Source organism: Vibrio sp. R10-SG3-ISO3, assembly GCF_059834225.1.
Map to the genome: position 1 here is coordinate 52,711 of NZ_JCBDHE010000043.1, position 15,933 is coordinate 68,643.

The following is a 15,933-nucleotide window of genomic DNA, read 5'->3' on the forward strand; positions in this document are numbered from 1 at the left end:
TCTAGATCAACTCCCCTTGGCCCGCTGGGTTAAATTTGGTTTCAATCGGCTTACCCTCTATCAATCGATCTAAATCCTCCAACATGGCTAAGCTCGGTTTCGCCGAAAAAATGCCGTGTTCGCTCTGGCCATCCATACCGCGTAAAAAGAGATAATAGACACCGCCAAAATGGTGTTGATAGTCGTAATTCGCTAAGCGGCTGCGCAAGAAACGGTGTAGGGCTAAGGCATAAATCTGATACTGGAGATCGTAGCGATGATCGGCCATCGCTTGGTTAAGGGCCTCACCGTGATAATCACTGACGTCACTGCCAAGGTGATTCGACTTCCAATCCAGTACGTAGTAGCGGCCTTGGTGCTCAAACACCAAGTCGATGAACCCTTTTAACATGCCGCGCACTGTTTGGAAGCCGAGCTCACCGGCGCGCGCGGACAGGGTATCGTGACGCGTGATCACTCGATTCAGGGATGGCGCGTCTAAAACGGTAATGGGCAGTAAAAACTCCATCTCCACCAAACGCTGAGATGGCCCTTTTTCATTCAGTCGCAGTGCATCACCATCCAAGGGCGTCGCTAGCACGGTATCGACCAACGATTGCAATACAGGAAGCCAGCTCTCATCCAACTGCTCCGCTTGCAATAGTGATTCGATGATGGCGCGATTGTGATCGCTATGGGCAGACTCGGTAAATTCAACATCTTCAAATAACGTATGTAAGAAAGTGCCCGGCCTTGCGCCGCGGGGAAAGGTGAAAATCGACTTTTCTGGTTCAGTGAGTGACGCTTCGTCGTGATCCTGCGCCGAGTCCACATCAAGGCGCAGTACATCCTCAAACCCTTGCGCCGCATGACTAGACGATTGTTTAACGAGACCGGAATAACTGGTGATACGCCAATAGCGGTCCAGTGGTGTGGTAAATGCTTTGGCGCCAAGTTGCGGCATCTCTGGTGGAGGAATCATCAGCGGCTGAGCGTGCGAATTTGGCAGATCCGCCACAGCAACACAAGGAAGCGACTCACTTTGCCGGCAAAGCGCCTTGGTCAAATCTGAGATGCCCCCCTCTTGGCCATCTTGCAGTAAATAACCCATCGCACTTTTGTGTACGCCCGTCGGCTCTTTGGTCGAACGACCATTACGCAGTGGTGCGGCGCCGACAAAACAGCCATATACCGCACGCGTCAATGCCACGTAAATCAGACGCAGATCTTCTGCAAGACGCTCGTTATCCGCGAGCGCCAAAGCCGCGCTTTGCCCCGTAATATCAAGCATGGTCACATCTTGCTCAGCATCGTAATACTTCGCCTCGCTCGCTTCACGATAGCTCAATGCAAACGGCAGAAAGACTAAGTCGTACTCCAACCCTTTCGATTTGTGGATGGTGACGATCTGCACCAGATTACGCTCCGATTCCAAGCGCTGAATTTGCTCATCACTGCCACCAAGCCCTTGCTCCGCATCGCTGATGGATTGCGCCAACCAACGCAACAAGCCATGATCGCTGTCGAGTTCACCACTCATCTGTTGCAATAACTCACCCATGTGCATCAGATCCGTCAAGGTTCGCTCACCGTTTTGCTCTTCTAGCAGGCGCTCTGCAATATGACGCTTGCTGATCACGCTGCGCAACATCGGCAATACGCCGCGTTGCTGCCAAAGTTGGCGGTAACCTTTAAACTCATCGATCGCGTTTTCCCACTCGTTTTCATCGTTGTTCAAGCTATCAAGTGTTGCAGCATCAAGGGCGAACAGTTCGCTGGCTAAGCACGCTCTTAACGCTCTGTCGTACTCGGGCGTCAGCACCGCTTGCAATAGACGCTGCACATCGCTTGCAACAACAGAACTGAACACACTGTCTCGATTGGAGAGATAGACACTGGCAATGCCTTGATCGGCCAGCGCTTGTTTGATCATCCGACCTTCATTCCCAGTGCGCACCAACACAGCAATATCACCGGCCTCAATCGCCTGATCGCCTTTCGCGCCTACCAACATGGCCTCATTATTAGCCGCAGCCTGAAGAATTGTCTGGATCTGGTTGGCCGTCGCACTCGCCATCGCCTCAAGGTACTCACCTTTGGGCAGCGGTTTCTCTTCAGCTTCTTGTAACCAATACGTCAACGCTGGTTGTCGTGTGCCGCTTAAAGTCCAACCTTTGCGCTCAGAACCCGGAGAGGCGTTGACGGGATAAAAAGGAATATCTTGATCGTAGATAAACGGGCTTTTCGGCACTGAAAACACTTGATTGACCGCTGCCACCATATCTGCGCTTGAGCGCCAGTTCGTGCCTAAAGTGAAATGCGACGTCACCTGTTGGCGCGCTTTAATGTAGGTAAAAATATCCGCGCCACGAAACGCGTAAATCGCCTGTTTCGGGTCGCCAATCATAAACAGACCGCACTCAGGGCGATCAAGGTAAATACGACTGAAAATACTGTATTGCAGCGGGTCGGTATCTTGGAATTCGTCGATCATTGCAACGGGATAGAGAGTGCGAATCCGCTCACGCAGTAGCTCAGTATCATCAAGGTCGATCGCCGCAGAAAGCTGAGTCAACAAGTCATCAAACGAGAGCCACTGCTTCTGAGCTTTGGCCGCTGCCAGCATTGTGCGGCAATGCTCTATCGCATGAGCCAACATCGGCGCTTTGAGATCTACCGGGTGAGCGAGGTGGGCTTCAATACGTGCAAATAACGGGTGCTCAGGCGCTTGGCCTTTCGGTGTTTTTTCAAGCAGTGCGTTTTGCGCAAACTTCTCCAGCGCCGTGGGTATCTCATAGTTTGTCGTCGCCTGGGCAGCCCAGGCAGAAACACTCTCTATCCAGGTCGGTAGCGATTTTTTACTGTAACTGCGCTTATTGACGTCTGACTCGTTGATGATCGCCTGCACCTCGTCTTGATGCGCTCGCCAAAGTGCCTTAAGTTCATCAATTTGAGCCAGATTACGCTCATGCAAATCCGCTAAGCTGCCCTGCATTGCAGGCACGCTTAACGCCAAAGGTGCACCAGTCAAATAGTTCGAAATCGCGGCTAACAGCTCATTCGGCGCCCGCCAAATTCGGCGAATTTCACCTGCCAGTTGGGGGGGTAATGGATAGAAATTACGCCGCCAATAATCTGCGACCACTTGCGCTTTTAGATGGCTTTCATCAGTGACAAATTCATTGCTAAATCGACTGCCTGACTCAAACGCATTTTGCGTCAGCATCCGCTGGCAGAAACCATGAATCGTGTAGACGGCGGCTTCATCCATCTGCCTTTCCGCTTGCAGCAATATTTGCGCAGCTTGGGCGTGATCCGTCACCGCTTCAAGCAAAGGCTCGATCACTGGGTCGCTGCTTTGGCCACGAGCAAAAGCAAGGCGCGCGTCATGAATACGCGCCCTGATCCTATCGCGCAGCTCCGCCGTGGCAGCCTCAGTAAAGGTCACCACCAAAATCTGATCCACAGTGAGCGGATGCGCGTGCCGAGTCTGCTCGTCGCCATGCCCGAGCAACAAGCGCAAATAAAGCCCTGCAATGGTAAAGGTTTTTCCTGTCCCAGCGGAGGCTTCAATCAGCCGAGCACCATGCAATGGAAAAGTCATCGTATCGAGTGCGGTCGGTGTGATATCACCACCACTAGAAAGAGTGGAACGAGACGATGCGGTCATAAAATTCTGCCCTTTAACTGTTCGAGTTCACACATTGGCTCAATCGAACATTGTATGAATTCATGGATGTTTCACCTATCACGATTCAGCTCGACAATATTAGTGCTAATACTCAATGTGATCCGGTTAATAAAACGCTATTTTATCTGTTAACCCCATAAAAATACGGGGAGTTCTGCGATCTTACTCACAGCAGCCTATAGAGTGAGTCGTTAGTATTCGCAGCACGAGTTGAGGCAGTGTGTCTGCCCATCAACCCAACAAATCATGGTCCCTCTGACCTGTGGCCGTACAGCGAACGCCCTACACTATAATGATTTTCTGGCGGCCACTTTACCTTCTGCTATTTTTACTTTTCATTTTCACTGCCCCTCTACGACACATCGGCAGCATCTTGTGCAGCGAGACGAGGTGCTTGAATGACGCGAGCAGCCAATGTACGCACTCGAGCGGCCAGTTCCTCATCCCATTGCGGCCAAATACGACGAATGTAACTGTCGTTGCCTTCGCCACTCGACATGTAGCCATCATTGAACGTATCGGCCATTTTTTTCAGCGATTTGTCTTCATCGTCCACCCACTTTCCGCGACTAAAGCCCGCTTCTATCGCCGCTAAAGCGGTACGAGGGAAATAAGGTAAAGGCTCACTCATGCCTTGGTAGTAAAGACCCACCAGCTCATTGAGTAGTGCGTACGCTTGCTCACGAGACTCTAGTGCAGGGTAGACCAGATGCTGCGCCCCTTCTTTTTTGTCATAGCCGATCAGGTGAGTGCGCAGCGCACGACCACTGGCGGCCATGGCCAAATGATCAAGCCAAGCGGAGAGATAGTCTTGAGATCGAATCCGCCCAGTACGAAAACGCACTAGCCCAGATTGGTACACTTGAGTCAACCAGCCGACCAGCTGTACGGGTTTGCCATCGCCAAGCACATCCAACGTGAGAGTGACTTCATGATCCTCACAAGGAGCTTGACACAATCCGTGCAAGGTTTTCGCTAACTCTTCACTTTGCACTCGGTTGGTTTCAAACTCAATGTCACCAAAAGCGCCAATAGGCAAACGCCCTTCGGCGCGATGCTTCGCCACACATTGCGCCATCAAGCGACTAGGATCGCGATCAGCTAATGTGTGAGCGGTCAGCAGTGTCGTAAGCAGCTCATCGCGCAACTGATAGCTTTCCAGTCCGCCCAGCACAAAGGGCTCTTCATCGTTCATCACAGGTTGCGGAGGCTCAAACGTCACCTTCAAGCGGCGGTTGAAAAAGTACTGAACAGGCAGGCGCCAAAAGCGTTGCAGCTCGACTAAATCCAACTCGAGTGGAAAGTGCGCGCCGAGTAGGTAGTCACTCAACTGACGCTGAAAATCACCACTCTTTTGCCCCTGGCGCAAGGCGGCAGGTAACCACTCTTGAGCGTAACTTGCCCGCTCGCCAATAAACGCCTCAGCGCTGAACGGCACCATAGGATGAGACGTGCTCAAGTGGTGAACAAGGCGCGAGCCGGACTCATCACAGCCTAAACCTGAATCGCCTTCCAAACAGTAGTTTTGATGGCAATATTCCATTAACTCAGAGACCAACACCGATGGCATGCGCGGCGTGTTGTCTTGAATTGAGCGCCCGACATAACTGATGTAGAGCGTATCCTGCGCCGATAACAGCGCCTCTAAGAAAAGGTAGCGGTCATCATCACGGCGCGAACGGTCGCCATGCTTGGCGCGACCATTCATCAAATCAAACCCTTCCGGCGGCACAGACCTTGGGTAAACGCCTTCATTCATCCCCAATAGACACACAGTCTTAAATGGGATGGAGCGCATCGGCATGAGGGTACAGAAATTGACTTGGCCGGCAAGAAAGCGCTGACTAACCCGCGTACCAGAGAGCTTGTCACGCAAATATTGCGTCACAATCGCAGCAGAGAGCGGCGCACTGAACGCGGCATCATTCAGCTGCTCTTTGAGCATCGCCAACGTATCACGAATGGATTTGAGCGCCGCTTCACCATCCAAATCCACCAAAAAGAAATCATCCAACAGTTGAGTCAGCACTTCGCGCCACTGATCCACCCCCTGGCTCAGCGCTAACCTGGCGCGATAGTGAGCAACGGTTTCAATATAGTGAGCCAGTTTGCCCGCCAGTTCGGCGCCAAGACCTTGAACTTCGTTGAACGGCGCCAGTTCACCTTGTTCGGTGTTCAGCAGCCCTGCCGATGCAGGCATCGAATAGCCCAGCAACATGCGGTTGATACCAAATTGCCATGTATTTTGGCCAGTTTTAGGCAAATCAAATTCTTGCGCGGTGTGGCCGTCGAGCCCCCAGCGAATCCCCGATTGTTCTACCCACTGTTTTGCGCGAATAAACTCGTTATCGTCGAGACCAAATCGCGCCAAGATCGCCGGTGTTTCCAACAATTCAAGCAGCTCCGAGGCCAAACAGCGCGATTGCGGCAGCATGGTCAATAATAAGAAAGCGTTCAAGATCGGGCTTTCTTGGTTGGCACTGCGATCCGAGATAGAAAAAGGGATGAATCGTTCACCCGGCGCATTGCCAAACACAGCTTGAATGGCCGGACTGTAGGCATTGATGTCCGCCACCATCACAATCACATCACGCGGTTTGAGCGACGGATCCGCTTCAAACATTGCCAACAGTTGATCGTGCAGCACTTCCACTTCTCGCATTGGGCTATGACAAGCATGTAAGGTCAGTGAGCGGTCTTGCAGCGAAACGCGACGTTTATGGTGGCTCGTGTCGAGCAACGTATCATCTTGATGCTCTTCAAGATTGAGGATATCGGCCTGCAATTCGTGCAGCAATGAGTCTCGCTCGATATCCACAAAGGCTTCAATCTCATGGGATTCCAATTGAGAAAGCAGATACATGTTGTCGCGCCCCAATTTGCCCATTGAGGCCAGCAAGCTGTTCCCCACCACATCGGTGTGCAGCTCATCCACTATATTCTCTTCAAGGCTACCTTTGAGCGGTTCGCTCTCGCCTTGCCACTCTGAGTGATCCTCTTGCCACACCAGATGTTTGCGCCGCTTCGCCGCCAATTTTGCTAAGAATTTACGGTCACGGACCTCCCCCCAATAGTAGCGACACGGGTTGGTGAACATGAGGTGGACATCAATGTGCTCACCAATGGCTTTAAGCGCATCCATATAGCGCGGCGGTAAAGAAGTGATACCAAACACAAACAAGCGTTTAGGCAGATGGTCAAAACCACCCGTTCGATGTTCAAGCGCTTCGATAAATTCTTGATAGAGGTTGGCACGATGGTAAGGCGATTGCCCTAGCGCCAGAGTCTGATCGTAGAGCGCTTGCCAAAGGATGGGTTGCCAAGGGTGTTCATCGTGTATTTCAGCGACACCTTGCCCCGCCTCCCAACTGGCGATCCACTCAGGTCGATAAACCAGATACCCATCAAAGATGTCGGCAATTTTTTCTGCCAATTGATAGCATTTACTGCTGTCTTGATCGTCAGCCAAGTAACGGCGTAACGGTTCAAATTCGTCCCTTTCTAGCTGAGATGGCAACACTTGCATCAACTTCCATGTCATCGCCTCTTTATTAAACGCACTGCGAGTCGGCACATCGGGCAAGACCTGGGTAAACAAGTTCCAGATAAAGGTCGCGGGAAGAGGAAACTCTATGTTTGCAGCCACGCCGAACGCTTTCGCCAGTTCCATTTTCAGCCATTGAGACATGCCGGGGCTCTGAACCAAAATCTGCTCGGCTTCAAACGGGTTCTCAAGCGGCTGATGGCGAATGAGCTCCACCAACAAAGATTTCAACACATCGACTTGATTGGAATGATAGACAGTAAACACAAGGCGCTCACACGATAAGAGGACGATAGGGTGAGATTAGCATAAGCCGCCCGTAAGAGAGAGTATTTGTAACCATCTGATATCGTTCAAACAAAAATACCCATGGGCGCGAGCCTCATGGGTATTATACAAATCAATGTCGAGTTACTGGCCAATCAAATCTTTGTATGCAATGGTCTTGCCTTGAGGTTTCTCATTGGCGAGTTTAGGCTTCGGTGCACCCGGTTGAGACAACCAGTACTCTCTGTCCTTTTTCGGATTCAGTTTAGGTCCACACTCACCTTGCGCTCCACTGCGCTCTAGGCGTTGCAATACGCGATCTTGCGCTTCAGCTAATCCATCCAAAGCCTCTTGTGGCGTTTTCTCGCCACTGGCAGCTTCAGATACGTATTGCCACCAGAGCTGAGCCAGTTTCGGGTAATCTGGAACATTAGTCCCTGTCGGGGTCCATTGTTTGCGCGCATCACTGCGGTAAAACTCCACTAAGCCACCCAACATCGGCGCCGCATCGGTCATAGCTTGCGAGTTGATGTCCGATTCACGAATAGGTGTTAACCCTACAAGCGTCTTCTTCAAACTGACCGATTTTGAGACAACAAACTGAGCATATAGCCAAGCAGCTTGGCGACGATCCACTGGCGTGCTGTTGAGGAAGGTCCAAGCGCCAGCATCTTGATAGCCGAGTTTCATGCCCTCTTCCCAGTATGGTCCACGCGGTGACGGGGCCATGCGCCATTTTGGCGTACCGTCTTCATTGACGACTGGTAACCCAGGCTTGGTCATATCCGCGGTGAAGGCGGTATACCAGAAGATTTGCTGGGCAATTGCGCCTTGAGCGGGCACAGGTCCAGCTTCACCAAAGGTCATGCCTTGCGCTTCAGGTGGCGCATATTGTTTTAACCAATCTACATATTTCTGTGTCGCATATACCGCCGCAGGACCATTGGTCGCACCACCACGTGCAACATCAGAGCCGACAGGACTGCACCCTTCGATACGTATTCCCCACTCATCAACAGGTAAACCGTTAGGGATGCCTTTGTCACCCGCCCCAGCCATCGAGAACCACGAGTCTGTGAAACGCCAACCCAATGATGGATCTTTCTTACCATAGTCCATATGACCGTAGACACGTTCACCATCAATAGTTTGTACTTTGTTGCTGAAAAACTCGGCGATATCTTCATACGCTGACCAGTTCAAAGGTACGCCAAGCTCATACCCATACTCTTTTCGGAATCGATCTTTTAAATCATCACGCTCAAACCAGTCTGCGCGGAACCAATACAAGTTAGCAAACTGCTGATCTGGCAACTGATATACTTTTCCGTCAGGTCCAGTCGTAAAGTCGAGCCCGATAAAGTCATCCAGGTCTAAATAAGGGTTGGTCACACTCTTCCCTTCACCCTGAATAAAATCCGATATCGGAACCACTTTGCCGTAGCGCACGTGGGTACCAATCAAGTCAGAGTCATTAATGTAACCGTCATAGATGTTGCGTCCCGTCTGCATTTGCGTTTGCAACTTCTCAACCACATCCCCTTCTTGAATCAAGTCATGATTCACTTTGATACCTGTGATTTCGTAGAAGGCTTTCGCCAATACTTTGGCTTCATACTCATGCGTCGTGATAGTTTCCGATGCGACATTGATCTCCATACCTTGGAACGGCTTGGCGGCGTCAATGAACCATTGCATCTCTTGTTCCTGCTCTGAACTGGACAAAGTCGATGGGGTAAACTCTTCACTCATCCATTTTTTTGCTGCCGCCATGTCTGCGTAAGCACTCGGAACCAATGCCAGCGTCCCTAAAGAGAACGCTAAGCAGTGTGCAAGGTACGATTTTCTAATATCCTTTTTCATTATTGTTTCACTCCAGATTTGAGTCTTCTCGTTTTCGTCAGGAGAGCCCTCATACGATTTAGCTTCCTTCGGTTCACGTCGTTATTGGTAGTACTCGCGATCTCAAACGACCACACACTGTCTGTCACGAGTGATGGTGCAATCTGTTGTTATCCCCATTTCAATACTGTGCCTAGCCAAATTACGCACAACGTAAATGGCACCCAAATGGATAAGTCTGTTAGCCCCACAAACCCCAAGTGAAAAAATGCAGAGCTAAGCAAACCAATAAATAGTCGGTCACCTCGTGTTGTCGATATAGGAAGAAACCCTTTTCTCTCCACGCACGGAGAACGGATCTCTCGAATTGTCATGGTGAGCAATATCAAAGCGATACCGAGAAAAAACAGCGCCGACGGTGTTGTCCAAGCCATCCAAGCCATGTGTGCCTCCTTACACTCGTCCGAGGGCGAAGCCTTTCGCCACGTGGTTACGAACAAACCAAATCACCAAAATACCGGGCAAAATGGTCAACACACCAGCGGCGGCAAGCACCCCCCAGTCAATCCCTGACGCACTGACCGTGCGCGTCATAACGGCAGAAATAGGTTTGGCGTCAACGGATGTCAGGGTTCTTGCCAACAACAGTTCCACCCAGCTGAACATGAAACAAAAAAACGCCGAGACACCAATACCAGAACGAATCATCGGGAGAAAAATCTTGATAAAGAATTTCGGAAAACTGTAGCCATCAATGTAGGCGGTTTCATCGATTTCTCTTGGCACGCCCGACATGAAGCCTTCTAGAATCCATACTGCTAATGGCACGTTGAATAAACAGTGCGCCAACGCGACCGCGATGTGGGTATCAAAGAGTCCCACGGACGAATAAAGCTGAAAGAATGGCAATAGAAAAACAGCAGGTGGCGCCATTCGGTTGGTAAGCAACCAGAAAAATAGGTGCTTATCGCCGACAAACTTGTAGCGAGAAAACGCATACGCTGCTGGCAGTGCCACGGTGAGCGTGATGACCATGTTCATCACCACATAGGTGATAGAGTTGACGTATCCCATGTACCAACTCGAGTCAGAAAATATGGTGTGGTAGTTCTTAAACGTCCAATGTTGAGGAAAGAAACTCAAGCTACCAAGGATTTCCTGATTCTCTTTGAATGACATATTGAGCAGCCAATAAATCGGCAGCATCAAGCATAAGATATAAAGCGCTAAACCAATGATCTGCGTATAACGTGTGTATTTGGATTTGGTCTTATTCATAGTATTCCCTTACTTGTTCTCGCCGTGGGTCATCGCGGTGTAGAACAGCCAACTCACCAAAAGAATGATTAAGAAGTAAATGATTGAAAACGCGGCGGCGGGGCCGATATCAAACTGACCGACGGCCATTTTGGTTAATGTTTGGCTGAGAAAAGTCGTCGAATTACCCGGCCCACCCCCGGTGAGCACAAAAGGTTCGGTGTAGATCATAAAGCTGTCCATAAAACGAATCAGAACCCCGATCAGTAGAACGCTCTTGAGTTTGGGTAGTTGGATATAGCGGATAATGGACCACGTTGAAGCGCGATCGATGTTCGCCGCTTGGTAGTAGGCATCTGGAATGGCGCGTAGCCCTGAATAACACAACAACGCGATCAACGAAGTCCAATGCCACACATCCATTAAAATCACCGTCAACCAGGCATCGAGTGGATCACCGGCATAGTTATAGTCAATGCCAATACTGTTAAGTGTCCACCCCAACAGACCAATATCCGCACGACCAAAAATCTGCCAAATCGTACCGACGACATTGAGAGGGATCAGCAACGGGATCGCCAATACGATTAAGCAAAAGGCCGACCAACGACCTTTAGTTGGCATAGTAAGTGCGACGATAATGCCCAGTGGTACTTCAATCAGCAAAATGGTTAAGGTAAAACCGAACTGACGAAACAGCGCATCGTGAAGGCGTTCATCATTGAGCGTTTCTCGGTACCACTCGGTGCCGACAAAATAAGCGGTATTGGCATCGAAAATATCTTGTAGCGAGTAGTTCACCACCGTCATCAGCGGCACAATGGCGCTGAAGGCGACCAATGCAAAAACAGGTAGCACGAGAAGCCATGCTTTGTTATTTGTCACTTTATCCATTACTCGTCTCCTACTTTAACCAAGAACTCGTCGGCATAGAGCATGGTCCATTGCTCAGGAAAACTGATGTAAGCGTGACCACGTGGTACAGGTTGATCTTCTTGTAATCGCGCTTTGATCGTTTGAGTACCGATACTGAGTGTGACAATTTTGTAGGTGCCTAAGTCTTCAATATGCTCTACCTGACATCGCAAGGCAGCATCGTTGGCTTTCTCCCAGACATGAACAAACTCGGGGCGAATACCGATTTTGATGTTATCGGTATTCAGTTGACGAATAGCGTGCTGATAAACTTGAGATACAGGCAGCTCAATGCCATCAAACGAAACGCCATTCGCCGACGGCGTCACCTCGATAAGATTCATCCCTGGGCTACCGATGAAGTAGCCAACAAATGTATGATTGGGTTTTTCAAACAGCGCTCTGGGCGTACCAAACTGGACAATTTGGCCGTTGTACATAACGGCTATCTCATCGGCAAACGTCGAAGCCTCTAACTGGTCGTGAGTGACGTAAATCATGGTGATGTTGAACTGCTGATGGATTTGCTTAAGCTTTCGGCGCAGCTTCCATTTCAGCTGGGGATCGATGACGGTGAGCGGCTCATCAAATAAAATCGCAGAGACATCATCACGAACTAAACCGCGCCCCATCGAGACTTTTTGCTTTTCATCGGCGGTGAGATGTTGAGCCTTCTTACTCAACACATTAGTGAGCTCGAGAATGTCCGCAATTTCCGTTACTTTGGTGTGTATTTTGGCTTTGTGCACTTTCATGTTACGCAGTGGAAAAGCCAAATTGTCATACACAGTCATGGTGTCGTAGATCACCGGGAATTGGAAAACCTGAGCGATATTTCTGTCTTGCGGTCTGAGTTCATTCACACGGGTTTCATCAAACAATACATCGCCTTGAGATGGGATCATCAAGCCAGAAATGATGTTCAAAAGCGTTGATTTGCCACAGCCTGATGGCCCAAGTAACGCGTACGCGCCGCCCTGTTTCCACACATGATTCATCTCTTTGATGGCATAGAGTGAATCTGGAGAGGGCTTTTTGTCGTATGTATGCGCCAGTGAATTCAAAGTAATTTGGACCATCTTATTGCCCTCTTACATCACGGTTCGGGGCATGGATAAGGTGGTTATCCATACCAAATACGTAGAATTTGTGGATTGGAATATAGATCTTGATGCTTTCGTCCACGTCATAGCTGTGCACACCTGGTAGGTGAAGCACCATGTCTAAGTGAGCGTTTCGCACATGAAGGAACGTTTCTGAACCACTGATTTCCGCGACTTCAACCTGAACCGTTAGCTCAACATCGTCATCATTTTTCGGTAGCAGACTTAAGTGGCTCGGACGAATACCGAAGCAATACTTGCCAGGCTTCAAGCTGCTTAAGACATGATTGAGTGGAAAATGCGTCGTTTGATCGAAGGTCACTTCGCTGGTATTGACCTCCCCTGCAATTAAATTGATAGGAGGCTCACTGAACAAAGTCGCGGACTCGACGTTGTCTGGTTGATGGTATACGGAAGATGTCGGGCCCGCTTGAATCACTCGGCCTTCATGCAATATCGTGGTGGTTCCACCTAATGCTAGCGCTTCATTCGGCTCCGTTGTGGCATAGATGGCAATCGTGTTGCGTGTTTTGAATAGCTCGCGCATCTCTTGGCGTAACTCTTCTCGCAACTTGTAATCAAGGTTGACCAAAGGTTCATCGAAGAGAATGATATCGGCATCTTTCACCAGCGCTCTGGCCATTGCAGTACGCTGCTGCTGGCCACCAGACAACTCAAGTGGGTGCTTATTCAAATGCTCAGTGATCCGCAACATTTTGGCCGTTTCATGGACACGTTGCGCAATTTCATCATCAGACATCCCCGCTAAGCGGAGCGGAGACGCGACATTCTCGTACACCGTTAAGTTGGGGTAATTGATGAACTGCTGGTACACCATCGAGATGTTTCGTTCACGAACCGAAATCCCCGTCACATCGATACCATTCATGAGTACACGGCCAGAGGTTGGCTTATCTAGGCCAGCGATCAGCCTCATCAAAGAGGTTTTACCCGCTAGAGTTCTGCCCAGCAGTACATTGAATGATCCCGGTTCAAAGATCAGGTTAACATCGCTAAGATGTCTTTCACCGTCGACGATTTTGTTGATTTGTTCGAGTGTTAATGACACTAAAAGACTCCTTTCAATTCGAGCACTATGCATCCATTAGTGCTCAAATTGCGAAAGACGTGCCAACAAAACAAAATTAAAACATTTATTTAACAAATATCATTAAAAACTCAGTAAAAACCTTGCCATGGCTTCCCAACTCATTAAATTACAAAACATTAACCAGTAAAAACAGAGATGCGATCACTCGCACATTTGTTAACAAAATGTGTTCAGATCGTGTTCAAAATGTTCAGCTTGATGGTATGGTTATTGAGCGAATTATGAACATTTAATGTTCACTCGAAATAAAAACAATAATAAACATCTCATCTACGCTTGTTATTTGGCTAATCTATGAACGACGAACATCAACACATTATCAAAGAGTCTTGGCAACGCTGTAGACAAGCCGGGCTAGGTCATAGCAGTGCTCCAATCATTGAACAGCAGTCCCACCAGTTGGTCGCGCGTGCTCAAGATGAACACTCAGGGCTTATCACCACCACTCAACAAAAAGTTCTGCCGTTTTACGATAGTCTCCTGGCCAATAGTAATTGCTTAATTACGCTAGCTAACGCGCAAGGGCACGTACTCAACAGTTGGGGGGAACAACGTTTTTTCTCTCAGCGACAGCCGCACGTCTTTGAAAATGGCGTCAGTTGGCAAGAAAGCTTAATCGGGACCAATGCGATTGGAACCGCACTCGAAACGGGTTCAATTGTACAGGTGTTTCATGATGAGCACTTCCTCACATCCAATCGCTTTATGACTGGTAGCGCTGCACCTATTTTCGATGCACAACGAACAATGACGGGGGTATTATCGATTTCAAGTGACGCCTACATGCCTACGGCACATACGTTGGGTATGGTTAAATTGATGTCACAAGCCATTGAAAACCAACTCATCACGAGCCATTTTCAACAGCAACACTTTATGTTGTGGTTTAACTCTTCTCCTGAAAACATCGATAGTCAATGGTCTTCGATTTTAGTGTTTGATGGTTCTGGTACTGTAATTTCGGCGAATCGACGTGCCGAGGTCGTTCTCGGTCAAGATCTCGCGCTGGTGAACCTTCATCAGCTGTTTGATATTCAACTCGACAAACTCCTTTCCCACCCTGCATACACCCCTGTATCGATAACAAGCCACACTGGGCATCGTTTTTTCGCCATCATCACACCGCCAAGGCAACCGCAGGCTAGAGCCCTTGATTACCGTCTAAAGCCCACACAATCGGATCATCAAACCAACGACAAGCACATTGACTTAAAACGCCTCAACACCGGTGACCCTCGTTTATCCAAAGCGATTAATCACGCTGAGCGGATCTTAAATACCGATATTCCCATATTAATTCACGGTGAAACTGGCGTCGGAAAGGAAGTGTTTGTCAACGCTCTCCATCGCTCAAGTGAACGTCAGGCACAACCATTAATTGCGGTAAACTGCGCAGCGATTCCTGCGGAACTGGTAGAGTCAGAGCTGTTTGGGTATGAGAAAGGCGCGTTTACTGGCGCGAGCAATAAAGGCTACATCGGCCTGATTCGCAAAGCGAACAAAGGCACGCTTTTTCTTGATGAACTGGGCGACATGCCGCTCAATGTTCAAGCACGTTTGTTACGCGTGTTGCAAGAAAGGAAAGTTACCCCTCTTGGCTCAACAACCGCTTACCCAGTAGATTTCAAACTTGTCTCCGCAACAAACCGACAATTGAAGCTCGATGTCGACAAGGGACACTTTCGCCAAGACCTCTATTATCGCGTGACAGGACTCAACTTAACACTCCCTCCTCTGCGTGAGCGAACCGACAAAGACGCGCTAATCAAGGTGTTGCTGCGTCAGTTCTCCCCATCAGACTCTATAGCAACTCTCAGTTTGGAGGTATTGGCGATGTTTAAAGCCCATCCGTGGCCAGGCAACATTCGTCAAATGGTCAGCGTCATCCAAATTGCAGCTGCCATGGCTGAGGGGGGACGCATCAGTGTTGAGCACTTACCCGATGATTTCCTCGCCGATCTCAAACGCAATAATGAGTGTGTCGACAACAAAGAACCAAAAGCGAGAGAGCAAGTCACCACTCACCTCTCCGTCATCAAGTCTCCGGCAGAAAATTGGCTAGACGTATATGAAGCAAATGGTAGAAATGTATCCGCTACGGCTAAATCGCTTAATATCAGCCGCAATACACTCTATAAACGCTTACGAGAGGAAGGATTGCGTTAGGTTGCGCATCCACTGGCTATCTGTGACACTAACGATAATGTCCCGTTCCTCTACTCAC

The 15,933-nt window shown here is 49.4% G+C and carries 9 protein-coding genes; 1 reads left to right on the plus strand and 8 read right to left on the minus strand.

Annotated elements, in window-relative coordinates; genetic code table 11:
- Position 1 precedes the first annotated feature (1 nt).
- The 8 genes from recB to AC6R1A_RS12145 all read right to left on the minus strand — a co-directional run bounded on the left by recB (position 2) and on the right by AC6R1A_RS12145 (position 13,667).
- Positions 2-3,649, minus strand: a complete 3,648-nt coding sequence (recB, locus tag AC6R1A_RS12110; protein ID WP_500633748.1) for an exodeoxyribonuclease V subunit beta — start codon at positions 3,647-3,649, stop codon at positions 2-4.
- 373 nt (positions 3,650-4,022) lie between these two features.
- A complete protein-coding gene (recC, locus tag AC6R1A_RS12115; RefSeq protein ID WP_500633747.1) occupies positions 4,023-7,481 on the minus strand; it encodes an exodeoxyribonuclease V subunit gamma in 3,459 nt (1,152 codons plus the stop codon).
- A gap of 144 nt (positions 7,482-7,625) precedes the next feature.
- Positions 7,626-9,344 carry an ABC transporter substrate-binding protein gene (locus tag AC6R1A_RS12120; protein ID WP_500633746.1) on the minus strand — a complete coding sequence of 573 codons (1,719 nt, stop codon included), beginning with the start codon at positions 9,342-9,344 and terminating at the stop codon, positions 7,626-7,628.
- A gap of 149 nt (positions 9,345-9,493) precedes the next feature.
- The gene (locus tag AC6R1A_RS12125) at positions 9,494-9,766 is read right to left on the minus strand and encodes a DUF2160 domain-containing protein (RefSeq protein WP_500633745.1); all 273 of its coding nucleotides are present in this window, start codon (positions 9,764-9,766) and stop codon (positions 9,494-9,496) included.
- A gap of 10 nt (positions 9,767-9,776) precedes the next feature.
- A complete protein-coding gene (locus AC6R1A_RS12130; protein ID WP_334551334.1) occupies positions 9,777-10,601 on the minus strand; it encodes a carbohydrate ABC transporter permease in 825 nt (274 codons plus the stop codon).
- 9 nt (positions 10,602-10,610) lie between these two features.
- Complete coding sequence (locus AC6R1A_RS12135; RefSeq protein ID WP_500633744.1) at positions 10,611-11,474, minus strand: carbohydrate ABC transporter permease; 864 nt, start codon at positions 11,472-11,474, stop codon at positions 10,611-10,613.
- Positions 11,474-12,574: an ABC transporter ATP-binding protein gene (locus AC6R1A_RS12140; RefSeq protein ID WP_500633743.1), complete on the minus strand. Its 1,101-nt coding sequence runs from the start codon at positions 12,572-12,574 to the stop codon at positions 11,474-11,476. Before AC6R1A_RS12140 ends, AC6R1A_RS12135 begins: the two co-directional genes overlap by 1 nt.
- 1 nt (position 12,575) lies before the next feature.
- A complete protein-coding gene (locus AC6R1A_RS12145) occupies positions 12,576-13,667 on the minus strand; it encodes an ABC transporter ATP-binding protein (protein ID WP_487901690.1) in 1,092 nt (363 codons plus the stop codon).
- A 336-nt stretch (positions 13,668-14,003) separates the two neighbouring features.
- Here AC6R1A_RS12145 and AC6R1A_RS12150 point away from each other — a divergent pair, with 336 nt between their 5' ends.
- Complete coding sequence (locus AC6R1A_RS12150) at positions 14,004-15,875, plus strand: sigma-54-dependent Fis family transcriptional regulator (RefSeq protein WP_500633742.1); 1,872 nt, start codon at positions 14,004-14,006, stop codon at positions 15,873-15,875.
- Positions 15,876-15,933 lie beyond the last annotated feature (58 nt).